The 25,281-nt window shown below is 63.0% G+C and carries 19 protein-coding genes and 1 riboswitch; of the genes, 15 read left to right on the plus strand and 4 right to left on the minus strand.

Features of this window, described 5'->3' with window-relative positions; all coding sequences use genetic code 11:
* Positions 1–84: 84 nt before the first annotated feature.
* Positions 85–202: riboswitch (SAM riboswitch) on the minus strand.
* Between the two features lie 203 nt (positions 203–405).
* The 9 genes from ACZ6WW_RS03045 (at position 406) to ACZ6WW_RS03085 (ending at position 11,692) form a co-directional block, all read left to right on the plus strand.
* Entirely contained in the window at positions 406–1,428 is a 1,023-nt protein-coding gene (locus ACZ6WW_RS03045) for a cysteine synthase A (protein ID WP_465272907.1), read from the plus strand.
* Between the two features lie 67 nt (positions 1,429–1,495).
* A complete protein-coding gene (locus tag ACZ6WW_RS03050) occupies positions 1,496–1,843 on the plus strand; it encodes a DUF1304 domain-containing protein (RefSeq protein WP_465272908.1) in 348 nt (115 codons plus the stop codon).
* A 166-nt stretch (positions 1,844–2,009) separates the two neighbouring features.
* A complete protein-coding gene (locus ACZ6WW_RS03055) occupies positions 2,010–2,774 on the plus strand; it encodes a M24 family metallopeptidase (RefSeq protein WP_281852092.1) in 765 nt (254 codons plus the stop codon).
* Between the two features lie 220 nt (positions 2,775–2,994).
* Positions 2,995–4,596 carry a peptide chain release factor 3 gene (locus ACZ6WW_RS03060; RefSeq protein WP_281852091.1) on the plus strand — a complete coding sequence of 534 codons (1,602 nt, stop codon included), beginning with the start codon at positions 2,995–2,997 and terminating at the stop codon, positions 4,594–4,596.
* Between the two features lie 57 nt (positions 4,597–4,653).
* On the plus strand, positions 4,654–5,556 hold the full coding sequence (locus ACZ6WW_RS03065; RefSeq protein ID WP_465272909.1) for a lysostaphin resistance A-like protein: 903 nt from the start codon (positions 4,654–4,656) through the stop codon (positions 5,554–5,556).
* Between the two features lie 96 nt (positions 5,557–5,652).
* Positions 5,653–9,294 (plus strand): response regulator, encoded by a 3,642-nt coding sequence (locus ACZ6WW_RS03070; protein ID WP_465272910.1) that lies wholly within the window; start codon positions 5,653–5,655, stop codon positions 9,292–9,294.
* Positions 9,279–10,127: a CheR family methyltransferase gene (locus ACZ6WW_RS03075; RefSeq protein ID WP_465272911.1), complete on the plus strand. Its 849-nt coding sequence runs from the start codon at positions 9,279–9,281 to the stop codon at positions 10,125–10,127. The genes ACZ6WW_RS03070 and ACZ6WW_RS03075 overlap by 16 nt, the downstream gene beginning before the upstream one ends.
* Position 10,128: 1 nt before the next feature.
* Complete coding sequence (locus tag ACZ6WW_RS03080; RefSeq protein ID WP_465272912.1) at positions 10,129–10,698, plus strand: chemotaxis protein CheB; 570 nt, start codon at positions 10,129–10,131, stop codon at positions 10,696–10,698.
* 7 nt (positions 10,699–10,705) lie between these two features.
* Entirely contained in the window at positions 10,706–11,692 is a 987-nt protein-coding gene (locus ACZ6WW_RS03085) for a response regulator (RefSeq protein WP_465272913.1), read from the plus strand.
* A 255-nt stretch (positions 11,693–11,947) separates the two neighbouring features.
* Here ACZ6WW_RS03085 and ACZ6WW_RS03090 read toward each other — a convergent pair whose 3' ends face one another.
* Both ACZ6WW_RS03090 and ACZ6WW_RS03095 read right to left on the minus strand, forming a co-directional pair.
* Entirely contained in the window at positions 11,948–14,425 is a 2,478-nt protein-coding gene (locus ACZ6WW_RS03090) for an acyl-CoA dehydrogenase (protein WP_465272914.1), read from the minus strand.
* A gap of 20 nt (positions 14,426–14,445) precedes the next feature.
* Positions 14,446–15,339 (minus strand): alpha/beta fold hydrolase, encoded by an 894-nt coding sequence (locus ACZ6WW_RS03095; protein WP_465273012.1) that lies wholly within the window; start codon positions 15,337–15,339, stop codon positions 14,446–14,448.
* Between the two features lie 137 nt (positions 15,340–15,476).
* Here ACZ6WW_RS03095 and ACZ6WW_RS03100 point away from each other — a divergent pair, with 137 nt between their 5' ends.
* The 5 genes from ACZ6WW_RS03100 (at position 15,477) to ACZ6WW_RS03120 (ending at position 20,170) form a co-directional block, all read left to right on the plus strand.
* Positions 15,477–16,055 carry a TetR/AcrR family transcriptional regulator gene (locus ACZ6WW_RS03100; RefSeq protein WP_281852082.1) on the plus strand — a complete coding sequence of 193 codons (579 nt, stop codon included), beginning with the start codon at positions 15,477–15,479 and terminating at the stop codon, positions 16,053–16,055.
* Between the two features lie 203 nt (positions 16,056–16,258).
* Positions 16,259–18,070 carry a phosphoenolpyruvate carboxykinase (GTP) gene (locus ACZ6WW_RS03105; RefSeq protein ID WP_465273013.1) on the plus strand — a complete coding sequence of 604 codons (1,812 nt, stop codon included), beginning with the start codon at positions 16,259–16,261 and terminating at the stop codon, positions 18,068–18,070.
* A 134-nt stretch (positions 18,071–18,204) separates the two neighbouring features.
* Complete coding sequence (locus ACZ6WW_RS03110; protein WP_281852080.1) at positions 18,205–18,786, plus strand: RNA polymerase sigma factor; 582 nt, start codon at positions 18,205–18,207, stop codon at positions 18,784–18,786.
* Positions 18,783–19,247 carry a hypothetical protein gene (locus ACZ6WW_RS03115; protein ID WP_465272915.1) on the plus strand — a complete coding sequence of 155 codons (465 nt, stop codon included), beginning with the start codon at positions 18,783–18,785 and terminating at the stop codon, positions 19,245–19,247. The genes ACZ6WW_RS03110 and ACZ6WW_RS03115 overlap by 4 nt, the downstream gene beginning before the upstream one ends.
* A gap of 17 nt (positions 19,248–19,264) precedes the next feature.
* A complete protein-coding gene (locus ACZ6WW_RS03120; protein ID WP_465272916.1) occupies positions 19,265–20,170 on the plus strand; it encodes a DUF4097 family beta strand repeat-containing protein in 906 nt (301 codons plus the stop codon).
* Positions 20,171–20,279: 109 nt separating this feature from the next.
* On the opposite strand, the gene ACZ6WW_RS03125 is transcribed toward ACZ6WW_RS03120, so the two are convergent.
* Positions 20,280–21,149 carry a hypothetical protein gene (locus ACZ6WW_RS03125; RefSeq protein WP_465272917.1) on the minus strand — a complete coding sequence of 290 codons (870 nt, stop codon included), beginning with the start codon at positions 21,147–21,149 and terminating at the stop codon, positions 20,280–20,282.
* A 266-nt stretch (positions 21,150–21,415) separates the two neighbouring features.
* Between ACZ6WW_RS03125 and ACZ6WW_RS03130 the strand changes: the two genes are divergently transcribed.
* Positions 21,416–24,316, plus strand: coding sequence for a bifunctional diguanylate cyclase/phosphodiesterase (locus ACZ6WW_RS03130; protein WP_465272918.1), 2,901 nt, complete (start codon positions 21,416–21,418; stop codon positions 24,314–24,316).
* Between the two features lie 23 nt (positions 24,317–24,339).
* Here the strand turns inward: ACZ6WW_RS03130 and hslO are convergent, their stop codons facing one another.
* On the minus strand, positions 24,340–25,239 hold the full coding sequence (gene hslO, locus ACZ6WW_RS03135; RefSeq protein ID WP_465272919.1) for an Hsp33 family molecular chaperone HslO: 900 nt from the start codon (positions 25,237–25,239) through the stop codon (positions 24,340–24,342).
* Positions 25,240–25,281 lie beyond the last annotated feature (42 nt).

Here is a 25,281-nt window from a genome sequence, read left to right on the forward strand (position 1 = left end):
ACGCTCTCCGGTTCGTCCATCGCCCTGCGGACCTAAGAGAGGTTTGAAGCCCTTGCCACGCAGAACGCGCGGCATAAGGAATTCAACCCATCTCTCGTCGGCGTTTTTGGGGAACGCCTCCGCAGGAGTTGGCACCGTTGCAGGAAATCTGCAGGTTGCCCCGGCTTCAAAGGGCCTGTCCCTCAGCCGGTCTCGATGAGTGCAGCAGACTTTAGTGACCATCCATTCGTGTGTCAATAGACGTCTAAACGTCTAGGCGTATATCTTTCCATCTTGTAACGAAATGTCATAAGGCCAGTCACGGCGCGGGTTTGCGCCGCATTCGCAAAAACATGAAGCGCTGCCATCTCATGGCGCAAAGGCATAAGCTGACGGCTTCCGAGACCTTCAAAATCCGGCTATCCGATGAGCATTCGCGCCGACTTTCCCGCCACCGTGGGCCACACGCTGCTACTGCGCCTGCGCGGCCCGTCCGAGCTCACCGGCTGTCACATTCTTGCCAAGGCCGAGTTCCTGAACCCGGGCGGCTCGATCAAGGACCGCACCGCACTCGGTCTGCTCGATGACGCCGAGCGGCGCGGCCTGATCCGCCCCGGCGGCACCATCGTGGAGGGCACGGCCGGCAATACCGGCATCGGGTTGGGGCTGCTTGGCGCCAGCCGGGGCTACCGCACGCTGATCTTCATGCCCGAGACGCAAAGCCGCGAAAAGATCGACGCGCTGCGCCTGACCGGCGCCGAGGTGCGCCTGGTGCCCGCGGTGCCTTACAAGGATCCCGGCCACTACGCCCACCATGCGCGGGCACGGGCCCAGGCGATGAACGAGGCCGACCCGGGCAGCGCCTGGTTCGCCAACCAGTTCGACAACACCGCCAACCGCGATTTTCACGAAGCCACCACCGGCGTCGAGATCTGGGAGGAAACCGCAGGGCAACTCGATGGCTTCGTCTGTGCCGCCGGCACCGGCGGCACCCTGGCCGGCGTGGCGCGCGCCCTGAAGGCACGCAAACCCACGATCCGCATCGCCCTGGCCGACCCGGCGGGCTCGGCCCTGGCGCACTACGTACGAACCGGTGAGCTGGTCGCCGAGGGCAATTCGATCAGCGAAGGCATCGGATCGAGCCGGATCACCGCGAATTTCGATGGTGCGCCGATCGACCAGGCCTGGTCGATCCCGGATGGGGAGTCCGTGCCGATCACCCATCGCCTGCTGCACGATGAGGGCTGGTGCGTCGGCGGCTCCAGCGGCGTCAATGTCGCCGGCGCCATCCGCCTGGCGCGTGAGCTCGGGCCTGGCCATACGATCGTCACCGTGCTGGCCGATGCAGGAACGCGCTACCAGGCGAAATTGTTCAACCCGGTTTTTTTGCGCAGCAAAGGCATTCCGGTACCCGAATGGCTGGACCAAGCCTTCCCTCCCGCTCCCTGAGCGGCAGCAGCCCCTTCGTTATTGCGGTGCTGGCGTGTAAAACTGCGCCGAATACAAGGGGAGCACCATGTCCATCGCCGCAAGCATCGTCATTGCCATCGTCGCCCTGCTGCACGTCTACTTTCTGGTGCTGGAGATGTTCCTGTGGGACAAGCCCACGGGCCGCCGGGCGTTCGGCCTGACCGCGGAATTCGCCGCACAATCGAAGACGCTGGCGGCCAATCAGGGGCTCTATAACGGCTTTCTCGCCGCCGGACTGGTATGGGCGCTGGCCGCGCATCGCAGCGATGTGGCGATGTTCTTCCTGGGCTGCGTACTGATCGCCGGCATCTATGGCGGCTTTACCGCCAGCCGGAAGATTCTCTATGTCCAGGCCTTGCCTGCGGCCATCGGGCTGATATTGCTGTTCGTCTGAACGGCTCAAGAAAAAGTCCCCTCCATACTCCGTCATCCCGGCGAACGCCGGGATCCAGTGCCTTACGCTCAACGTGTTAAAGACGCTGGGCCCCGGCGTTCGCCGGGGCGACGATGACAACTGAGGTTGTTTGACCTACGCGCCGGCATGGTGCTCCGCCGCATGCATGTCATCGACCGAAGTGGCAGGCTTGGGGTGTGCGCGACAAAAGGCCGCAGGCCTCGCGCATTTATGTCCCCAAGCCGCAAGCGAAACAGCCCCTTTGAATGCAGTAGCTCCCCAACGAGAAGCCGTCGGTACACGCTTTGACCCTGCCCTGATGCAGCGGGCGCGCGAACTCTCCTGGCAGGCATTGCAAGGCATCCGTGAACGGATGCGCCCCGGCATCAGCGAACCCGAGGCACGTACCGAAGCGGCCGCCGTTTTCGAAAGCCTCGGCATGGAACGGCTCTGGCACCCGACGATCGTCCGGATCGGTGCCAATACCACCAAGATTTATCGCGAGCGCTCCGACGACAGCGTGCGGCTCGGCGAGAACGACATTTATTTCATCGACCTGGGCCTGGTTTTCGACGGCCACGAGGGCGATGTGGGCGACACCTTCGTGACCGGACACGCACCCGAACGTCAGGCCTGTGCCGACGCCGCGCGTGAGCTGCATCGAATCGTCGCCGAGGCGTGGCGCAGGGATGGCATCAGTGGGCAGGCGCTCTACGCGTTTGCCGAACAGCAGGCTGAGACGATGGGGTGGCGGTTCAATCATGCGATCAAAGGTCATAGGGTTAGCGATTTTCCACATTCGATTCATAAGGCTGGCGATCTTGGCGAACTGGATGCCACACCGTCCTCTGGACTGTGGATTCTGGAAATCCAGATTGCGCATCCGACTGAACCTTACGGGGCGTTCTACGAAGACCTGCTGCTCGGTTAGCGGGCTGGACGAACGCCGCGCCAGGGCAGCTGCCTATGCGGCGAGCGCCGAAGGCCGGGTGGCCGCCTATCGGCCGCCATTGCGACGGGCCGAGGGCGGGCAAGTGGTGCGGATGTAGTGCGCCAGGGCTGGGGAAGAACCTGACGCGCCTCAAGTTTTCCCTTCCCGGCTCCAACCGGCTGGTATCATTGGCGGTTCGCCCATCGCATGCCCGCCCTCCATGTCCACGCATCTCGAAGAAACCCGCCGTCGCCGCACCTTCGCCATCGTCAGCCACCCTGACGCCGGCAAGACCACGCTGACCGAAAAACTGCTGTTGTTCGGCGGCGCCATCCAGATGGCCGGCTCGGTGAAGGGACGCAAGGCGGCGCGGCACGCCACCTCCGACTGGATGGCCCTGGAAAAGGAACGCGGCATTTCGGTGACCTCGTCGGTGATGCAGTTCCCGTATGAAGGGCGCATCGTCAACTTGCTCGATACCCCAGGCCACGCGGACTTCTCCGAAGACACCTACCGCGTGCTCACCGCGGTCGACTCCGCTCTGATGGTGATCGACTGCGCCAAGGGCGTGGAGGAACGCACGATCAAGCTGATGGAGGTGTGCCGCCTGCGCGACACGCCGATCATGACCTTCATCAACAAGCTCGACCGCGAGGGCCGTTCGCCGATCGAGCTGCTCGATGAAGTGGAGTCGGTGCTGGGCATCGCCTGCGCGCCGCTGACCTGGCCGATCGGCATGGGCCAGCGCCTGAAGGGCGTGTATCACCTGTTGCTGGACGAAGTGCACGTGTTCGAGCAGGGCAAGAATTTCACGCGCCAGGATTCGACCATCTTCAAGGGTCTGGACGCCCCCGGTCTGGAAGCCCTGGTCGGCGCCGAGGCCCTGGCCGAGCTGCGCGACGAGCTGGAGCTGGTGCTGGGCGCGTCCAACCCCTTCGATCTCGAACTCTATCTGGCCGGCAAGCAGACGCCGGTGTTCTTCGGCTCGGCGGTGAACAACTTCGGCGTGCAGCTGCTGCTGGATTTCTTCGTCGAAAACGCCCCGTCGCCCAAGCCCCGGGCCACCCTGGGCCGCACGATCGAGCCGGAGGAAGAAAAGCTCACCGGTTTCGTCTTCAAGATTCAGGCGAATATGGACCCGGCCCATCGCGACCGTATCGCGTTCATGCGCATCTGCTCGGGCACCTATAGCGCAGGCATGAAGATGGTGCAGGCACGCACCAACAAAGAGGTCCGCATCGCCAATGCACTGACCTTCATGGCAAGCGATCGCGAAATCGTCGAGTCGGCCTATCCGGGCGACGTCATCGGCCTGCACAACCACGGCACCATCGGCATCGGCGACACCTTTACCGAAGGCGAGCCGATCAGCTTCACCGGCATTCCCAACTTCGCCCCGGAGCTGTTCCGCCGCGCGCGCCTGCGCGACCCGCTGAAGATGAAAGCGCTGCAAAAGGGCCTGGCCCAGCTGTCCGAAGAAGGCGCCACGCAGTTCTTCCGCCCGTTGATGAGCAACGATCTGGTCCTGGGCGCGGTCGGCGTGCTGCAGTTCGACGTAGTCGCCTACCGCCTCAAGGACGAGTATGGCGTGGATGCGAGCTTCGACACCGTCGGGGTCGTCACCGCGCGCTGGATTCACTGCGATGACGCCAAAAAGCTGGCCGAATTCCGCGAAAAGAATGCCTTGAACCTCGGCATCGATGCGGCCGGCGAGCTGGTCTATCTGGCCCCGTCACGGGTCAACCTGCAATTGGCCCAGGAACGCTGGCCCGATGTACGCTTTTCCGCCACCCGTGAGCACGCCACTTCGCTCGACGTCTAAACGTGATCTCCAAACTTGGGTAATCTGGCCATAGACCGCGGCCAGACAGGGGAATATATGCAGCCGGGAGAACTTGCCTTCACGACACCGGCTGACGCTCCGGAATGGCAGCGCTGGGTAGTGCTGTCGCCTGTGGGGCGGATCGTGTTCTTCACGATCACGATGATTGTCCTGATCACCGTCATTAGCCTGGGTCTGACCGGAACGGGATTCGGCGATCCCAAGGCCGCACCGGTAGAGCGGGCGCTCGTCAAGATGCTGGGCCAGGTTCTCCCCGCGGTCATCGCCTACCTGCTGTTGGTGCGCCTGATCGAGCGGCGTAGCCCGCGTGAGCTATCACCGCGCGCCCTACCCCTGGGCGGCAGCCTGGGCATCGTTATCGGCACCGTGCTCTTCAGCGCCGTCGCTGGCGTGCTGTGGCTGCTTGGCTCGTATCACGTGACCGGTACCAATCCCCAGGCCGATTGGCTACCCGCACTGCTGACCGCTGGCCTGAGTGCAGGCATCTCCGAAGAAATCATCACCCGCGGCGTGCTGTTTCGCATCGTTGAAGAAGGCATGGGAACGGTCTGGGCGCTGGTGATCTCGGCGCTGTTCTTCGGCGCGGCGCATATCTTCAATCCTGGCGCGACGCTGTGGAGCTCGGCGGCGATCGCCATCGAAGCCGGCCTGATGCTGGGTATGCTCTACCACGTCACCCGCTCGCTATGGCCTTGCATGGGCATGCACGCGGCCTGGAACTTCATGCAAGGCACCGTCTTCGGCGTCCCGGTGTCCGGCACACACGCCGACGGCTGGCTGGTGTCCAACCGCACCGGGCCGAGCTGGCTGAGCGGCGGAGTCTTCGGCGCCGAGGCATCGGTTGTCGCACTGCTGATCTGTTCGACATTCACCACGGCGCTCTTGATCGTAGCTTGGCGCCGACGCTCGTTCATTGCACCAAGCTGGCATCGTCACTGAAGTTTCACTCGCGACCGACTGGGATGGCGGACGCAGACAAAAACCCGACGGTGCAGCCTCGAGCGAGGCTCCCGTTCAAAACCAAAGACGGTTTGCATGGCGGCGGATACCAAGAAAGAAACCTGGCTTGCCGATCAACCTATCCAGCGCAAGATCCTGCTGGCCATTGGCTTGCTCGTCGGCTTGTTCCTGCTGGCCAGCGTCGTCACGCTCTCCGCGCTGAACAAGCAGGACCAGAATCGCCAATGGGCCATTCACACCTATAACGTCCTGCTCGAACTGGATCAGGTACGCCTCGCCATGCAGACCGGCCAAGTCGGCGTCCGCGGCTATGTGCTCAACCAGCATGACGAGGAGCGCACCGCCTTCCGTACCGGTGTCACCGACAGCACGACGCATCTGGACACGCTGCGCAACCTCACCATGGACAACCCGGTGCAGCAGACACGGATCGATCGCATCCAGGGCCTGATCACCCAATGGCAACGTGAAGTCAGCACGTATGCGGTCGACCCCATCGGCAAGATGACCGAATCCGATCCGACCAAGGCGACGCAGGAACTGCAGCGCATTCGCAACGACTATATCGCCCATCGCACGGTGCGCATCGAAGATGCGTATGCGCTGATCGACCAGATGGCGCGTACCGAAAACGATCTGCTGACCAAACGCAATGCGACGCTGACCAGCACCCTCAATGCCACCCGCATCGTCAACATCGCATTTGGGTTGCTCGGCCTGATCTTCGGACTCGCGGTGATCAGCCTTACTTACCGGCTGATCACGCGCCCCTTGCGTCGCATCACCAACCTGATGACCCGCCTGTCGAATCACGACCACGATATCGAGGTAGGCCAACTGGCCCGCAAGGACGAAGTCGGCGAGATTGCCCGTGCGCTACAGGTATTCAAGCGCATGTCGATCGAAACGCAGGGGCAGACCTGGCTTAAAACACAGGTTTCGGATATCGCCAGACGTCTGCAGCAGACGGCCAGCCATCGCGACTTTGCGAGCGAACTCACCTCGTCGCTGGTACCCCTGCTCGGCGCCGGTTTGTCCATGTACTACCTCTACGACAACCAGCGCGAACAACTCGATCTGCTCGGCAGCTACGGGCTGCGCCAGACCTGGCAGGGCCCTGACAGCTATATGCCCGGCGAAGGCCTGGTCGGCCAATGCCTGATCGAACGCCGGGTGATCGTGTTGGATCAGGTGCCGGAGAACTACGTACGCGTCCATTCGGGCAGCGGCGAAGCACTGCCTCGCTGCATCGTCATCATGCCGGTCATGGTGCGCGACGAACTCTGCGGCGTGCTTGAACTGGCCAGCTTCGGCCCGCTCGCCCCGCTGCACCGTCAATTGCTCGACGAGTTGCTACCGATCGCCGGCCTGACACAGGAAAACCTCACTCGCGCCATCCGAACGCAGGCCTTGCTGGAACAGACCCAGGAGCAAGCCGACGACCTTCGCACCTCCGAACTGGTCATGCGGCAACAGAAAGAGGTGCTACGCGACAGCCACGACGCCCTGCAGGCCAAGACCGCCGAACTCGAAGAGCAATCGCAACGCCTGGTCGCTTCGGAAGAAGAGCTGCGCGTGCAGACCGAAGAACTGCAGGCATCCAACGAAGAACTGCGGGAAAAAACCGAGACGCTCAACGAGCAGAAGAGCGTACTCGAATCACTGCAACGCGACACGCAACACAAGGCCGAAGAACTGGCGCGCGCCAGCCAGTACAAGTCAGAGTTCCTCGCCAACATGTCGCACGAGTTGCGCACCCCGCTCAACAGCTTGCTGATTCTCTCGCGTAGCCTGTCCGACAACCGCGAAGAGAACCTCAACGACGAGCAGGTCGAATCGGCGCGCATCATTCACGACTCGGGCAGTAATCTGCTGCGACTGATCAACGACATCCTCGACCTGTCGAAGATCGAAGCCGGCAAGATGGAGCTGGATCTGGCCGACTTCCCCTTGAGCAATCTGATCCGCACGCTCAAGCGCACCTTCGATCACGTCGCACAGGAAAAACTGGTCGGTTTCAACGTGGAAGTCGACCCGACCCTGCCCGCCGTCGTACGCACCGATTCGCCCAAGCTCGAGCAGGTCATCAACAACCTGGTCGGCAACGCTTTCAAGTTCACTCAGCAGGGGACGGTCTCGGTGCATATCGGCCGACCCGCCGCCGACATTGCACTCCCCGAGCGATTGACCGGCAAACCGGTCATCGCCATCGCCGTCAGCGACACCGGCATCGGCATTCCGGCTGACAAGTTCCAGAAAATTTTCAACGCCTTCGAGCAAGTCGATTCCGGCACCAGCCGCCAATACGGCGGCACCGGCCTGGGGCTGGCCATTTCGACGCGCATTGCCGAACTGCTGGGAGGCTGCATCGACCTGCGCAGCCGCGAAGGGCGCGGCAGCACCTTCACCATCTTGCTGCCTGAGGTTACCCAAGCGGTTAGTGCATCCGCGGAAAAGCCGCCAAGCACGGCCGACGCGGGCTACTCTCGCGCCCCGGTGACGAATGCCCTGCTGCCCGAAACCATCGAAGACGATCGTGCGCACGTGACACCGGACGACAAGGTCGTCTTGATCGTCGAGGACGATCCGATCTTCGCTCGCATCCTCGCCGACATGGTCCATCGCAAGGGTTACCGCGTGCTGGCCGCGGCGGAGGGCGAGTCTGCACTGCAACTTGCACAGCGTTACAAACCCGCCGGCATTCTGCTGGACGTGATGCTGCCGGGCATGGACGGCTGGACGGTGATCGAACGTCTCAAGGCGGACAACGTCACCCGTCATATCCCCGTGCATTTCATCTCCGCCGTCGACGAAGCTCACCGCGGCCGTGAAATGGGCGCCGTCGGCTTTTTGACCAAGCCGGTCAGCCGGGAGGCGATCAATGGTGCCTTCGAACGCCTGTTGCATTTTGCCGAAGGTGGCACCCGGCATCTGTTGATCGTCGATGACGACGAGGATTCACGCACCGCCGTCCGCACACTGCTCAACGACGATGGCGTGACCATCGACGAAGCGGCCAGTGCGGAACAGGCACTGGAGCGTATCGCTCACGCGGACTACGACTGCGTGGTGCTCGATCTTGGTCTTCCAGGGATGTCCGGCATGGAGCTGCTGGAGCAACTTTCCAGCCGAGGCCAGATTCCACCCGTGGTGATTTATTCCGGGCGCGATCTCAGTCGCGAAGAAAACCTGAAGCTGCGCCGATACACCGATAGCATCGTGGTCAAGGGTGTGCGCGCGCCGGAACGCCTGCTCGACGAAGTAAGCCTGTTCCTGCACAGCGTGCGCCATGATCGCCGCCATGCCGCGGCGGCCAGCCAGCGCACGGCGATCGACGACGAGCTGCGCGGGCGCAAGATTCTCCTGGTCGACGACGACATGCGTAACCTCTTTGCGCTGTCGAAGGTGCTGCGCGAATGGGGCCTCACCGTAACCATGGCGCAGGATGGCCAGAAGGCACTCAAGGTACTCTCGGAAAACGACGATATCGAGCTGGTGCTCACCGATATCATGATGCCGGTGATGGATGGCTACGAGACCATCAAGGCGATCCGCGCGCAGCCTAAGCATTTCAAGCTGCCGATTATCGCGCTGACGGCCAAGGCCATGCGCGGCGATCGCGAGAAGTGCCTGGAAGTGGGTGCCAACGATTACCTGTCCAAACCGATCGACATCGACAAGCTATCGTCGATGATGCGTGTGTGGCTGCATCGCTGACCGCCATGGCTGTCACGCCGGACGACATCGAGATCGAACTGTTCCTGCGCGCACTGCAGTTGCGCCACGGTTACGATTTCAGCCAGTACGCGCCGGCTTCGTTGAAGCGGCGCATCGTGCAGTTGTCGCATTCCCAGGGCATGCGCACGGTCAGCGGCCTGATCGAGCGGGTGCTATACGAGCCGGGCTTCATGTCGGTCGTGCTGGAAGGCTTGTCGGTGCCGGTATCGGAGATGTTTCGCGACCCACCGGTCTTTCGCGCACTGCGCGATCATGTCCTGCCGGTGCTCGCGTCGTATTCGCAGATCAACATCTGGCTGGCTGGCTGCGCGCATGGCCAGGAAGTCTATTCGTTGGCGATCCTGCTCGAAGAAGCCGGGCTTTACGATCGCTGCCAGCTATACGCCACCGACTTCAACGATGCCGCGTTGTGGCAGGCGCAGGAGGCGATCTATCCGGCACGCGAAGCGCAACTATGGTCGCGCAACTATGCGGCGGCTGGCGGCGCTCATTCGTTGGCCGATTACTACAGTGCACGCTATGAGTTGATCAAGCTCGACGAGCGCCTGCGTCGCAACGTCATATTTGCCAACCATAACCTGGTCACCGATGACGTCTTCTGCGAAGCGCACCTGGTGCTGTGCCGCAATGTGCTGATCTACTTCGGCGACGTCTTGCAGGACCGCGCGCTCAACCTGTTTCGCGACAGCCTGCGCCGCGGTGGTTTCCTTTGTCTGGGCATTCGCGAAAGCATCGACTTTGCGCCCTCCGCACGCGACTTCTCGGCTGTGGATGCCAAGTTGCGCATCTACCAGCTCGGCAACAAGAGTTGACATGATTGCACCGCGCGCCATCGCAATCGGATGTTCGGCAGGTGGCCTCACCGCACTCGAAGTCCTGCTCGGCGGGCTCGATCCGCGCATTCCATCGGCCATCCTGGTCTGCTGCCACACCGGCTCGAGCGATGTCGAAATACTTTGCGAACTGCTGGCACGGCACACGTCACTGCCGGTGGTCGAAGCGGCAGAGCGCGAAACGGCACGGAACGGTACAGTGCATGTCGCCCCCAGCGGCTATCACCTGCTGGTCGAACACGACGAGCGCTTTTCGTTGTCGGTCGATCCGAAAGTCAATTTCTCGCGACCCTCCATCGATGTTTTGTTCACCTCCGCTGCGGAAGCGTATCGCGCATCGCTGATCGGCATCGTCATGACCGGCGCGAACCAGGATGGTGCGCGCGGCCTGGCCGACATCCGCCGCCATGGTGGCCTGAGCATCGTGCAGGACCCAAACGACGCCGAAGTACGCACCATGCCGCAGGCCGCGCTGGATATCGCCGGGGCCGACTACTGCATTCCGTTGGCCGCCATGGCCCCTTTGCTCAATCGACTTTGCCTTAGCTGAAAAGCCCATGCTCCCGAAGATTCTCGTCGTCGACGACACCCCTGCCAATCTCGTAGCGATGCGCCGCCTGCTCGCCGATTGCGGCGCGCAGCTGATCGAGGCCACCAGCGGCAACGAAGCCCTGGCGCTATGCCTGGACCATCGTTTCGCATTGATCCTGCTCGATGTGAACATGCCGGATATGGACGGCTTCGAGGTCGTGCAGCTGCTTGCCGAAACCGACCAGTTGCGCGATACGCCGGTGATCTTCGTCACCGCCGCCTACGCGGACGACATGAATCGGCTCAAGGGTTACCGCTTCGGTGCAGTCGACTATATTTCCAAGCCGGTCAACGATGTCATCCTTCAATCGAAGGTGCGCGTATTCCTGGAACTCTACAGTGCACGCGCGCAGTTGCAGATGGCGATGGATGAGCTTTCTGCGCGCAACCAGCAACTGGTCGAAGAGGTTGCCGAGCGCGAACGCGCCGAAGCCCAGGTGCGCCACCAGGCGACCCACGACATGTTGACCGGCCTGCCCAATCGCACGCTGTTCCATGATCGGTTGCGCACGGCGATTCAGCGGGCACCGCGACACGGCATTGGCTTTGCTCTGGCTCTGCTCGACGTCGACGGCTTCAAGCAGGTCAACGACCGCCATGGCCACCCGGCCGGCGACGCATTGCTGATCGTTATTGCCGAGCGCCTGCGCCAACACCTGCGGGTCAACGATTCCGTCGCGCGGCTGGGTGGCGACGAATTTGCCTTGATCCTCGAAGACATCAGCGATACCAGCAGCCTGCTGGACCGCTGCCGCTCGATCGGCGCCATGCTGGCCGAGCCCTATCCATTGCTGGGTCGAAACGGCGACTTCGTCGCCAACGTGAGCGCCAGCATCGGCATCACTTATCACGACGACAGTGTGGGCAATGACGAAGCCTTGATCCAGGCTGCCGACCGTGCGCTGTATCAGGCCAAGGAAGGCGGCAAGAACCGCTGCGTTCTGGTGGTCTGATACTCGGCGGGGTTTTGCGGTCGCGACTGAAGGGAACTTCGAAAACCTCAGTTTTCATCGTCGCCCCGGCGAAGGCCGGGGCCCAGCGTCTTCAGCACATTGTGGTGTAAGGCGCTGGGTCCCGGCCTTCGCCGGGACGACGAATAGGAAAGGTTTTCGAGGCTCCCTTCAGTCGCGACCGCCCGCAGCAACCGAAGGCTATAAAAAAAGCCCGCTCGATCAGGAGCGGGCTTTCATGGCACGGATCAAGCCGGCTTAAGCGGCGTCAGCCAGCTTGCCATCCGGTTTCTTCGCGCCGCTCGCATGCGCCGAACGTAGTTCTTCCGGCTCGAAATCATCCACCGAAATGAACTCGAATACGCCTTCGCGCACGCGCTTGAGCAAGTCGAACTCGGCGTCGGTGATCACGCCGGCCTGTTTGGCTTCCGCCAACTGACCCAAGTAATCCAACGCCTTGAACTGGCCCGACTTCTGCGCTTTTGCGAACTTGCGCTCGACCGGCTCGGCGGCGATCACATCCGGCAGCAGTGCATTCATGCGACCGACGACGTTGTTGGCCGTCGGCGTCATGTAGGTCCACTGCAAGAGGCGATCGCGTGCTTCGCCCGGTGCGGTGATGATCGCTGCAACGCGGCGGCCCAGGCGATCGGACGGCGGCACTTCGCGGCGACCAAGCGGGAATACCAGGGCGCGCAGCAGCCAAGCCACCGGGCGCACGGGGAAGTTGCGGATCGCGCCGTCCAGTGCGATCTGGATCCGCCACATGCACTCGTGGAACGCCCAGGCCAGCAACGGCCGGTCGGCTTCCGGACGGCCACTGTCTTCGTAGCGCTTGAGCATGGCGCTGGCGATATACAGGAAGCTGAGCACGTCGCCCAGACGCGCGGAGAGCTTTTCCTTGAACTTCAGCTTGCCGCCCAGCACGCCCATGAAGGTATCGGCACACAACGCCAGCGCCGCCGAATAGCGGTTGAGCTTGCGGTAGTAGCGGCGTACGTAGGCATCGCCCGCCGATTCGCCGATACGCGCACCGGTGATGCCCAGCGCGAACGAGCGCACCGCGTTGGAGATGCCAAAGCCGATATGACCGAACAACAGGCGGTCGAACGTCTTCAGGCGATCGCCATAGTCGGCGATCGACAGCGCCTGCATTTCCTTCAGCACGTAAGGATGGCAGCGGATCGCGCCCTGACCGAAGATCATCAGGCTGCGCGTCATGATGTTCGCGCCTTCCACGGTGATCGCGATCGGCACACACTGCCAGCCACGACCGGCGTAGTTCTTTGGACCCAACTGCACGCCCTTGCCGCCGTGCACGTCCATCGTGTCGCCAGCGACGATGCGCGCCCACTCGGTGGCGTGATACTTGGCGATCGCCGACGGCACCGCCGGCTTCTCGCCGCGATCGACCGCTGCCGCCGTGGCACGCGACAGCGCTGCTGTCGCGTAGGTGAGACCGCCGATGCGCGCCAGGGCTTCTTCCACGCCCTCGAAACGCGCGACCGCCAGACCGAACTGCTTGCGCATGCGCGCATACGCGCCTGTTGCTGCGGCAGACATGCGCACCGCACCGGTCGCGTTGGACGGCAACGAAATCGCGCGGCCGACGGACAGGCATTCGACCAGCATGCGCCAGCCGTGACCGGCCATATGCGCCCCGCCAATCAACGTACTCATCGGCGCAAAGATGTCCTTGCCGTGCACCGGACCGTTCTGGAACGGAATGTTCAACGGGTAATGGCGACGGCCGATTTCCAGGCCCGGCGTCGAGCGCGGCAGCAAGGCCAGGGTGATGCCAAGGTCTTCGACATCACCCAGCAGCTTGTCCGGGTCATACATGCGGAAGGCCAGGCCGACCACCGTGGCAATCGGCGCCAGCGTGATATAGCGCTTGTCGAAGGTCAGGCGGATGCCCAACGTTTCCACGCCGTCGACCACCTGCTTGCAGACGATGCCGTAGTCGGGGATCGAGGTCGCATCGGAACCGGCATACGGGCCGGTCAGCGCGAAACAGGGAATCTCTTCACCGATCGCCAGGCGCGGCAGGTAATGGTTCTTCTGTTCGTCGCTGCCGTAGTGCAGCAGCAATTCGGCCGGGCCGAGCGAGTTGGGCACCGCGACGGTGGAAGAAACCGTTGCCGAGATCGTCGACAGCTTCTGCAGCACGGCCGAATGCGCCAGGGCGGAGAAGCCCAGGCCGCCGTACTGCTTCGGAATGATCATGCCGAAGAATTTGTTCTTCTTGATGAAGTCCCAGACTTCCGGCGGCAGGTCGCCCAGCTCATGCGTGATCTGCCAGTCGTCGATCATGCCGCACAACTGCTCGACCGGGCCGTCCATGAAGGCCTGCTCTTCGACGCTCAGCTCGGGCTTGGGCTGCTTGAGCAGCTCGTGCCAGTCCGGCTTGCCTGAGAACAACTCGCCTTCGAAGCCGACCGTACCGGCCTCCAGCGCCGTCTGCTCGGTGGCCGACAGCTTGGGCGTCACCTTGGCAAACAGCTTCAGCAGCGGCGCGCTGATCTTCTTGCGGCGGAAACCGATCATCAGCAACGGCACCGCGATGAGGGCCTCGATAATCAGCAGGATCACCGTCGTCCAGGGCGCTTGCACGATCACGCCGACAATCAGCGTCGCCAGCGTGGTGACAATGGCCCAGGTCCGCAGGCTGCTGCGATGGTAGGCGCAGGCGCCTGTCGCAATCAGCGCCGCCAGTAGGGTCAGTAGAACGGACATCTCAACACCTCACTCTTACGTTACGCAGCACCGGCGTTATGCCGAACGCCGGCCGATTCCAGATCACGCACGAAGCGTGCGATTTCACGCGTGAATGCGTCGTTCGCGTCGCCCGCCAGCATATGCGTAGCTTGCGGCAGCTCGACATGCCGCGCGTGCGGCACCAGTTGCAGAAACTCATTGACGGTAGCGTGGGACACCACATCGCTGCGTCCGCCGGAAAGCAGCAGCAGCGGAACCTGCAGCTTGGCCGCGGCCGAGAACAGGCGTGGCTGATAGCGTTCGCTCTCGCTGACCAGACCATCGAGCAGAGCGGGGTCCCAGTGCCAGCGCAAGCGCCCGTCCACACCTTCGCGCAGCAACGGCTTGAGCTGCTCTTCCGACTTGCGCTCGCGGCGCTGCGGCAGGTATTGCGCAATCTGCTCGGCGGCCTCGGCGTAGTCGGCAAAACCGTCCGGATGGGCTTTCATGAAGGCCAAAATGCGCTCGACGCCGGCGGACTCCCAGCGCGGGGTGATATCGACCAGCACGAGCGCACGAAACGCCCGGGGGTCGAACTCGCCAGCCACGACCAGACCGAGCAGACCACCCATCGAAGCACCCACCAGTACCGGCGGCTCCGGCTGCATGCGCGCCAGCGTGGTCAGGTCTTCGACGAATTGTTCCATGTGGTATTCGCCGCCAGCCACCCGGCCGCTTTCGCCGTGACCACGCGCATCGAATGTGACGCAGCGATAGCCCGCCTCGGCAAGGGCTTGCGCGGTACCGCCCCAGGCGCCTCGGGTCTGGCCAAAGCCGTGGGCAAACAGTATCGGTGGCGTGCCATCGGCGTTGAAAACATCGGCACACAGCGTCAAGCCATCGCGCATGGCGATAACGTCCGTGTGGCGGTCAATCGGTGAATGGGTTACCATACGGGCGAGTATGGGTTGAGCCGTGACGATCGTCAACTACCCCGCGGCTCATCCTTCGCCTTTTCAAAGACACCCTCAATCAACCACTTACCTGCTCCCTCCCTTGCAATGCCCGGGACTGCGGCTACCATGCCACGATGAATGCCAGTAACAAGACCGAACGCAGCCGCCTGTCCGCGGAAGATTGGGAAGACGCCGCCCTTGCCCTGATCGCCGAACAAGGCGTCGGCGCCGTTGCCGTCGAAGCGCTGGCTCGCCGGCTTGGCGTTACCAAGGGAAGCTTCTACTGGCACTTCCGCACCCGTGAAGCGCTGCTGCAAGCCTCGCTGGAGCGCTGGGAGCAGTACGGCGAACGCGAAGTGATCAACCAGATCGAAGCGATCCCGAACCCGCGCGAGCGATTGCCCGAGCTGTTCCGCCGCGTTGCCCACGAGCTGCAACCGCATCGCGTGTATGCCGCCCTGCTCAAGGCACTCGATCATCCACAGGTCGTGCCGGTCATGGCCCGCGTGTCGCAGCGGCGCATGGAATTTCTACACACCGCCTATCGCGAAGCGGGCATGCCGCCCGTCGAAGCGCTCAACCGCGCCCGCCTCACCTATGCTGCCTACGTCGGCTTTTTGCAGCTCAATTTCACCCTGGGCCTGCCCCGCATCAGCCACGACGAGTTCGACGCCTATGTCGAGCACATGATCGCGACGCTGATCCCCGCCTAAGAGCAGAAGTGAGTTTTCAGGAGTGAAAAGTAAGCTGAGCCGCGCTACGCGCTGAGCTTTTCTTCACCCCCTGAAGACTAATTTCGCTGTGCCCGGACATGGGCGCCGGCGGCATCTACGCGTTTCTCATTGCACCCCTCAGCGCTCGCTTGCTGCGCCGCGCCTTGCAATGCCAGTGATCGTAAACTAGCGTTTCTACAATCATTTGCCGCAAGACCAGAGAGGAATCCATGGCGAGCACACTGGAAGCGCTGCAGCGCTGGGTCGACGACGTCGCAGCCTTGACCCGACCCGCACACATCCACTGGTGCGATGGCTCCGATGTCGAATATCAGACCCTGGTCCAGCAGATGCTCGCCAGCGGCGACCTGGTCGAGCTCAACCAGGACACGCACCCTGGCTGCTACCTCCATCGCTCTCATCCTTCGGACGTCGCCCGTGTAGAACACCTGACGTTCGTCTGCTCCAGGGACGAACAGGACGCCGGCCCGAACAATCATTGGATGGCTCCCGCCGAGGCGCACAGCAAGATGGATGCGTTGTTCGACGGCTGCATGGAAGGGCGCACGATGTATGTGATCCCCTACTGCATGGGGCCGATCGATTCGCCGCTGGCCCGCTGCGGGGTCGAAATCACCGACAGTCCTTATGTCGTCATCAACATGCGCACGATGACCCGGATGGGCGCGCCGGCGCAGGCGCGCGTCGAGCGCGAAGGGACGTTCGTCAAAGGCCTGCATTCCACCGGCGAACTCGATCCGGAACGCCGCTTCATCATGCACTTCCCGGAAGAGCTGACGATCAAGTCGTACGGCTCCGGCTACGGCGGCAATGCGCTGCTCGGCAAGAAATGCCATGCACTGCGCATCGCCAGCTGGCAGGCAAACCAGGAAGGCTGGCTGGCCGAGCACATGTTGATCGTGGGTATCGAAAACCCCAAGGGCGAAACGCATTACGTCGCCGCTGCATTCCCATCCGCCTGCGGCAAGACCAACCTCGCCATGCTGATTCCGCCGGAAGGCTATCGCCGCGACGGCTGGAAGGTATGGACCGTAGGCGACGATATCTGCTGGATGCGCCCCGGCGACGACGGTCGCCTTTACGCAATCAACCCGGAAGCCGGTTTCTTCGGCGTAGCGCCGGGAACCAGCAACGACAGCAATCCCAATGCGCTCAATACGATCGCGCGCGACACCATCTTTACCAACGTTGCGGTCACCGCCGACAACCAGCCCTGGTGGGAAGGCCTGCCCGGCACGCCTGTCACCGATTGGCAGGGCCGCCCCTACGATCCGGCCAACGGTCCCGCGGCGCATCCCAATTCACGCTTCACCGTCAGCGCCAAACAGTGCCCGACCTGGTCGCCCAAGGCGGAAGATGCCCAGGGTGTGCCGATCAGCGCGATCGTTTTCGGCGGTCGCCGTCCATCTCTGCTCCCGCTGGTCATGCAGGCGAACGACTGGACCCATGGCGTCTTGATGGGCGCGGCGATGGGTTCGGAAACGACCGCCGCTGCTACCGGTGCCGTCGGCGTGCTGCGTCGCGACTCGATGGCGATGAAACCGTTCTGCGGCTATCACTACGGCGACTACTTCAGTCACTGGCTGTCGTTCGATCGCCCGGGCGCCAAGCTGCCGAAGATTTTCCATGTCAACTGGTTCCGCAAGGGTGAGGACGGAAAGTTCCTGTGGCCGGGCTTCGGCGAGAACCTGCGTGTGCTCGAATGGATGATCGAACGTATCGATGGCTCGGCCCATGGCGTCCATTCGCCGATCGGCACGGTGCCGGCCAAGGGCGAACTTCGTACCGAGGGCCTGGCCGTATCCCCGAACGCACTGACCGAACTGCTCGATATCGACCTCGCCGGCTGGCAGGCCGAGCTCACCGCCATCGGCCAGTATCTGGAAAGCTTCGGTGCTCGCCTGCCGCAACGCCTGCGCGCGGAGCAGCAACGCGTGGCCCAGGCCCTGGGCGAAGCGGCCCAGCAGCCATCGCGTCGCGCCGTCGCGTCCTGATTCTCCCAGTACTTCTGCCTCTGGACGCAGCGGGCAACTCCATGCATTTTGTTCCGACACGGGCAGCCTGGCTGCCCGTTTTTTTTGCCCATCATCTAAACCTTCAACGCATCAGCCGCATCAGAACCAGCAAGATGATCGCTGCCAGCCCTACATCCGGAAACATCCCGCCGCCCGCGCATGTCGCGGACCGGAGCGATGCGGATGACGTGAAGGCAGCGGCAGCGGGTGATCGGCAGGCGTTCCAGCGGTTGTATCGCCAGCATGTCGACCGCATCTACGGCGCCGTCTATCGCCTGGCCGGTTACGACCATGCACGCGCCGAAGATTTGACGCAGGAAGCCTTTGTGCGTTGCTGGCAGAAACTCGCCGGGTTTCGTCACGAAAGCGCCTTCAGTACCTGGTTGTATCGCCTGGCGGTCAATGTCGCGTTGATGGACATCCGCTCACGTGGTTCGGACCCGGTTTACATGATGGACGAGGAGCTGGTACCCGATCACGGCGAAACGCCGTTCTGCGCCGCCGAACGCGACGAACTGGAACGCGCCATCGCCAAGCTGCCACCTCGCGCTCGTGCTGTGCTGGTGTTGCATGACGTGGAAGGCTGGAAGCACGAAGAGATCGGCGAAGAACTAGGTATGGCTGTTGGATCATCCAAAGCACAATTGCATCGTGCCCGTGGATTGCTGCGAAACGTGTTGGGAGAAGGCTCATGAACGAATTGGAATGGCACCGTCAGATGCGCGCCCTGCGCGAGCCGGTCGCCCCGCAACGCGACCTGTGGACGCAGATTGATGCGGCCCTGGATGCCGCGCAGCCAACGGTTTCAACGCCGCCGGCACGGCGCCGCCACCATCGGGTGTGGCTGCTCGCGGCCAGCTTTGCCGGCCTGGTGATCCTTGCCGGCGGTGTGGTCTTTCATCTTAGGCAACAGCAGGTACACAACGGCACGGAACTGGCGAACACGGCGACGCCGACGGCCACGACGCCCGACCTGACCCGCTGGAAGCCGACCGATCCACGTCTGGCAGGCGCCGCGATTGAACTGGATGCCGCGCAACTGGAACTACGTCAGGCACTCAAGCAGGCGCCCGATTCGGTCGCACTGCAGCGCTTGCTCGACCGCACCGAACGCCAACAGTCGCAATTGCGCCACATGGAAAACCAGGCAGGCTGAGCTTGCAGGAGCCTCATATGAAAATCATTCGCTACACGCCACTGCTGCTCTGCTTCGCGATTGGCCAGGCGCTGGCCGACACGCCGATCAATATCAGCCATGATGCCGCCGCCAACGCGCGTATCGAGATCACCAACATCAAGGGCGCCGTCACCGTCACCGCCTGGGATCGCAATCAGGTGCAGGTGTCCGGCCGATTGGGTGAAGGCGCCAAGCCGTTGACCATCGACGGCAGCGACAGCGACATGTCCATCAAGGTAGAACCGCAGGGCGGCAAGGCCGGCTGGTTCAACTGGAACAGCGACACCTCGATGCAACCGAGCACGCTCGACCTTCGCGTCCCCAAGGGAGCCTCGCTCGAAGTCGAAGTGGTCAGCGCGCCGCTGGGCATCGACGGTATCGAGGGCGGCAAACTCAAGGTCAGCAGCGTCAGCGGCAAGATCCGTATCAATGCACGCACGCCATCGCTCGAGGCCAATAGCGTCAGCGGCAGCATCGAACTGGCCGGCCACGCCGATAACGTGGATCTGCAGACTGTCAGCGGCGACATCCTGGCCCCCAGCGTGGGCAACGCTGCGGAGCTGCAGACCGTTTCCGGCCGCATCCACGTCAACGGTGGCCCCTGGCACAAGCTCAACCTCAGCACCGTCTCCGGCGATGTCCAGCTCGGTGGCGGCGTGGCCGGCAGCGGCAGCTACAGCATCGACAGCATGAGCGGCGACGTACAGTTGCAGCTACCTGCCGACCTCTCAGCCACCATCCATGCCACCAGCTTCAGCGGCGACATGCGCAGCGACTTCGGTACACCGAAGAAGAACGACAACGGCCCTGGCAGCGAGCTCAATACAACCGCAGGCAACGGCGGCGGCAAGATCACGATTGAGACGTTCAGTGGGGATTTGCGGCTTAAGAAGGGCGGCTAAGCCAACTCGCTGTCCGCAAACTGCGCCATGCAAAAAGCCGGCTCGCAGGCCGGCTTTTTCTATGGGGCATCATGTAGCGAACGACTTTCCCGTCCGCCGCCGACCCGACTTACAGATCCTGGTGATACTGCACGTACGGAGTGCGCGACTGATCCGGCTCGGGGCCTGTCGGTGTATTCACGCCATTGCCCGAGGACCACACATTCTGCGCGCCGATGCTCAGTTCGCCCTGCCACGGCAGGCGCCAGGTCACGCCCAGATCGATGCTGTTCCAGCGGCGGTCCGGGTTGTAGGCGCCCGGAATGCCCGCCTGCGGCTGCAGCGAGCGGCCGATGATGGCGCCACTCAACGGACCGCGGTCGACGCCGAAACTCAGGGCCTTCTGGTCCAGCGTGCTGACCCCGAGCAGATTGCCCGGCAACAGGCGCACCCGGCCCACGCTGGCACCCAGGTCGATGCCGCTCTTGCTGTCCAGGGCGAGACGGCCCCGGGCATTGAGCTGAGCACTGCTGTCGAAGCTGGCCAGACCGTTGACGTTGCCAAGCGCACCGCCGGGCAACAGGCGCGGCAGTGCTGCGCTATTGGGCGTGCCGTTGGCGCTGACACTGAGGCCTACGCTGTAGCGGTCGACGTTGTAGGTCGCGCCGAGCTCGCTGCTGACCACTCGCGGCGTAGCGGCGCCATTGGCCCAGGAGTGTTCACTGACCGAGGCATGCGCCTGCAGGTTGGGACCCAGGCCGTACTGCGTGTCAGCGGTTTTCGATTTTGCGTCCGGACGCAGGACTAGCGGCGAGGCACCCTGCTGGGCTGCGCCCGTGCCGGAGCTGAAGCCGTTGTTGGTGCTATCCGGGTTGGTGGCAGGGAACTGGTCCGACTGCTGTAGCAGCAGGGGCCGCGACACCTGATCATTGGCCACGACCTGCCCCGCCGCAGCAAGCGGCATCAGCAGAATCGGCAATGAAAGTAGAAGGCGACGCATGGCGCTCGATAGGTTCCGTTGGCCATCCCTCCCCCGAGGGATTTGCGAGGTGAGCGTAGCACATTTTACTTTTTAATAACAACCGGTTTACAGCCAAACCGAAGGATTTTTTTTCCCTTTCCCTGAAAAGACTTACGCCATTTCGGCCGCCGCTTAGAACCGCTTCAGCCTGCATGGTTCCCGGCCGATAGACACTGGGCGACAAAGCTGAATCGACAAGATATAAAGTTGCCCTATCAGCCACCTTTGAAGTCTGGCCGCGACCGATGAATTCCGCGCCAATCAGCAGTGCGCCCCTGCTCCTCTCCGAAGAGGGGATCGCCGTGGTGCGCGCCGCAGCTGAACGGCTGTTCAGGGCTTCCGACGCCGCCAATGTATTCGAGATCTGTGACACGGCCTTGAAAGAGCTGAGGGTCGCCGGCCTGCTGCACTGGCAGGCAGTCACAGATACCGCCACAGCCGTCAGCAGCCATCGCATCGAGTTGGCGGACGATCCGCAGGGACTGCGCACGCTGGTGCTCGACGTCTGTCCCGATGGCCCCGCCCTGCCGGACATCCTGCGCGAGCAAGTGGTCTGGCTGGGGCGCTTGGCGTCCGCCCGCTTGCGCCAGCTCGCCGAGACCTCACGGCTGTACGAAGCGATCTCGCGGCTGGCACTGGCCGAACGTCTGCAGCGCGCCCTGTACGCGATCGCGGAGCAGGCCGGTGCCGAGCACAACATGACCGAGATGATGCGCTCCCTGCATGCCATCCTCGGCAGCCTGATGTACGCGGAAAATTTCTACATCGTGCTCCACGACGCGGCCACCGGGAATGTGCGCTTTCCCTATTACGTGGACACGGTCGACAAGGATCCTCCCGCGCCGGACGCAAGCCAGCCCTTGCAGGAGATGCGTCACAGCCTGACCTGGCATCTGTTGCAGGGCGGCCAGCCGATCATGGGCTCGATCGAGGAACTGACCCATCAGCTTGGCGAGCACCTGCGGCCGGTGGGCCCCAATTGCGAACACTGGCTGGGCGTACCGCTCTTGCGCGAAGGCCATGTCGTCGGCGGCATCGTGATGCAGAGCTATCGCGAAGACACGCACTACACGCAGCATGATCGCGAACTGCTCAGCTACGTCGCGCAGCACGTGCAGACCGCCCTGGAACGCCGCGAGGCGCATGCCGAACTCGAACGCCGCGTCGCCAGCCGCACGGCGGCATTGCGCGAAGCCAACCGCGTGCTGCGCCAGCAGGTATTGCAGCGCCAGCGCGGCGAGCGCCTGCAGGCTGCGCTGTTCCGCATTGCGGAGCTGGCCAACGCCACCGAAAGCCTGGATAACTTCTATGCCGCGGTCCATCGCGTCATCGGCGGCCTGTTGTATGCGCGCAACTTCTACATCGCGCTGCTGGATGACGAAAACAAGCAGCTGACGTTTCCTTACTCGATCGACGAGCTCGACAGCGTGCGCCTGCCGCGCGCGCACGGCCGTGGCGCCACCGAATACGTGCTGCGCCACGCCAAACCGCTGCTTGCCGATCCGCAGGAGATCGACCGCCTGTGCCAGCTCGGCGAAATTGGGCAGTTCGGCACGCGCTCGGTCTGCTGGCTCGGCGTGCCGTTGATCTGGGGCGAGCGCGCCATGGGCGTGCTGGCGGTGCAGAGCTACTCACCCGAGCATACCTACGACGAACGCGACCAGGAGCTGCTGACCTTCGTCGGCTACCACGTTGCCAACGCACTGCAACGCAAGCACACGACCGAATCGCTCAAGCAGGCTTACGCCAGCCTGGAACGCCGCGTCACTGAGCGCACGCGCGCGCTGGCATTGGCCAATCGCGACCTGCGCGAACAGATTGCCGAACGCGAGCGCGTCGAGCGCCGGCTCAAGTACGAAACCTTGCACGACTCGCTCACCGGCCTGCCCAACCGCACGCTACTGTTGCAGCGGCTCGAACAGGCGCTGCAGCGCTATCACAACAATTCGCAAGAACTCTTTGCCGTGTTGTTTATCGATCTGGACCGCTTCAAGGTCATCAACGATTCGGTCGGCCATCTGGTCGGCGACGACCTGCTGTTCCAGGTCGGCGGCCGCATTCGCGCCTGCCTGAAAACGCGCGACGTGGTAGCGCGCCTGGGTGGCGACGAGTTCGCCGTGCTGGCCGAGGGCATCACCGATATCCGCATGGCGTCGTTGATCGCCGAGCGCATCATCGACGAACTGCAGGCACCCTTCCGCCTCGGCGCCAAGGAAATTTTCACCTCCGCATCGATCGGCATCGCGCTGCCCGGCCAGCATTACCAGCGCCCGGAAGAACTGCTGCGCGATGCGGACGCAGCGATGTATCGCGCCAAGGACGAAGGCCGCCATCGCGCCGCCGTGTTCGATGACCGCCTGCGCCGTGAAGCGTTGTCGCTCCTGGAAATGGAAGGCGACCTGCGCCGCGGACTGAGCCGGAACGAATTTGTTCCCTTCTATCAGCCCATTGTGGCGCTCGAAACCGGCCAGACGGTCGGTTACGAAGCCCTGTTGCGCTGGCGCCACCCCGAGCGCGGACTGCTCACGCCGAGCGATTTTCTCGCCATCGCCGAAGAAAGCGGCTGCGCGGAAAGCATCGACTGGCAGATTTTCGAACAGGCCTGCGCGCAGGTGCAGGCGCTGGTCGGCAACGAAGGCTTCGTCAGCATCAACGTGTCAGGCCGGCATTTCCGCTCGCCGGATTTAGACAACCGCCTGCTCGAACTGCTTGCTTCGCACCGGCTGCCGCCTCAGTCGCTGCGTATCGAGGTGACCGAGCGCGCGCTGCTGGAGAACCCGACCCAGGTCAAACGCATTCTGTCGAACCTGCGCGAGCAAGGCGTCGGCATCGCGCTGGACGATTTCGGTACGGGCTACTCGTCGCTGAGTTACCTGCATCAGTACCCGATCGACACGTTGAAGATCGACCGTTCCTTCATTACCGAAATCCCGCGCGAAAGCAGCAACGGCCTGGCCGTGGTGCGCGCGATCCAGGTACTGGCCGATTCGCTGCAGATGCAGGTGATTGCCGAAGGCATCGAAGAGGAACCACAGCGGCAGGCCTTGCTACGCGTCGGCTGCCGATTCGGGCAGGGTTTCCTGTTCGCCACACCAAGGCCTGCCGAGGTGTGGTTGCAGCATGAGAAGCGGTTTGCCGTGCCTTGAATAAAGGGGCGCTATAGCGCCCCTCACTGCGACGTTGTCGACGCCTCAGCGTTATGACTGGCACTCAGCAAGTGCTCCGCGTCGATACGATCGAAGGTATAGCGCTGCGCGCAGAACTCGCAGATCACTTCGATCTCGCCATCGCGTACTTCCAGTGCCGCCTCGACTTCTTCGCGGCCCAATGAACGCAGCATCGACTCCACCCGATCGCGCGTGCAGCTGCAGCCGAAGGCCAGCGGACGCGGCTCAAACAGACGCACGGACTCTTCGTGATAGAGCCGATAGAGCAATTGCTCGGGCGAGGTGTTCAGCAGCTCCTGCGCGCCCAGCGTCGCCGTCAGATGTTCGATACGATTCCAGCCGTCCTCATCGTCGGCCGCGCTATGGCCGCCTTCGCCGGGCAGGCGCTGCAGCATCAGGCCCACCGCATGCTCGCCGTTGGCGGCAAGCAGGATTTTCGCCGGCAGCTGTTCGGACTGGCCGAAGTAGTTTTCCAACGCTTCGCTCAGGTTCGGGTGGTTCAGATCGACCAGCCCTTGATAGCGCTGACCGCGCTCGGCATGACCGATGGTGATGGCCATCACCGCACCGGGCAGATCCGAAACGATCAATGGCTCCGGCAACGGATCGCTCCAGCGCGCCAGGCCACGCAGGCGACCCTGGTCGGTGCACTCGGCGAACAACAGGCGTAAGGCACCGGAACTCTTGAGTTCGATCGACAGCGCACCTTCGAACTTGATGTTGCCGGTCAGCATGGCGCTCGCAGCCAGGCTCTGGCCGAGCAACGTGGCAACGGCCTCCGGATAGTCGGCACGACCCGCCACCTCGCGCCACGAGGGGCCCAGGCGCACCAGCACGCCACGCACACCGGCGCGTTCAAGCAAAAAGCGATGCAATACGTCGTCGAGCAACACGGTTTCCACGTCCGAACCTCTTGAACAGCAATGGGCCACCAACGGCCAAGC

The organism is Dyella sp. NPDC103356 (genome assembly GCF_055584465.1).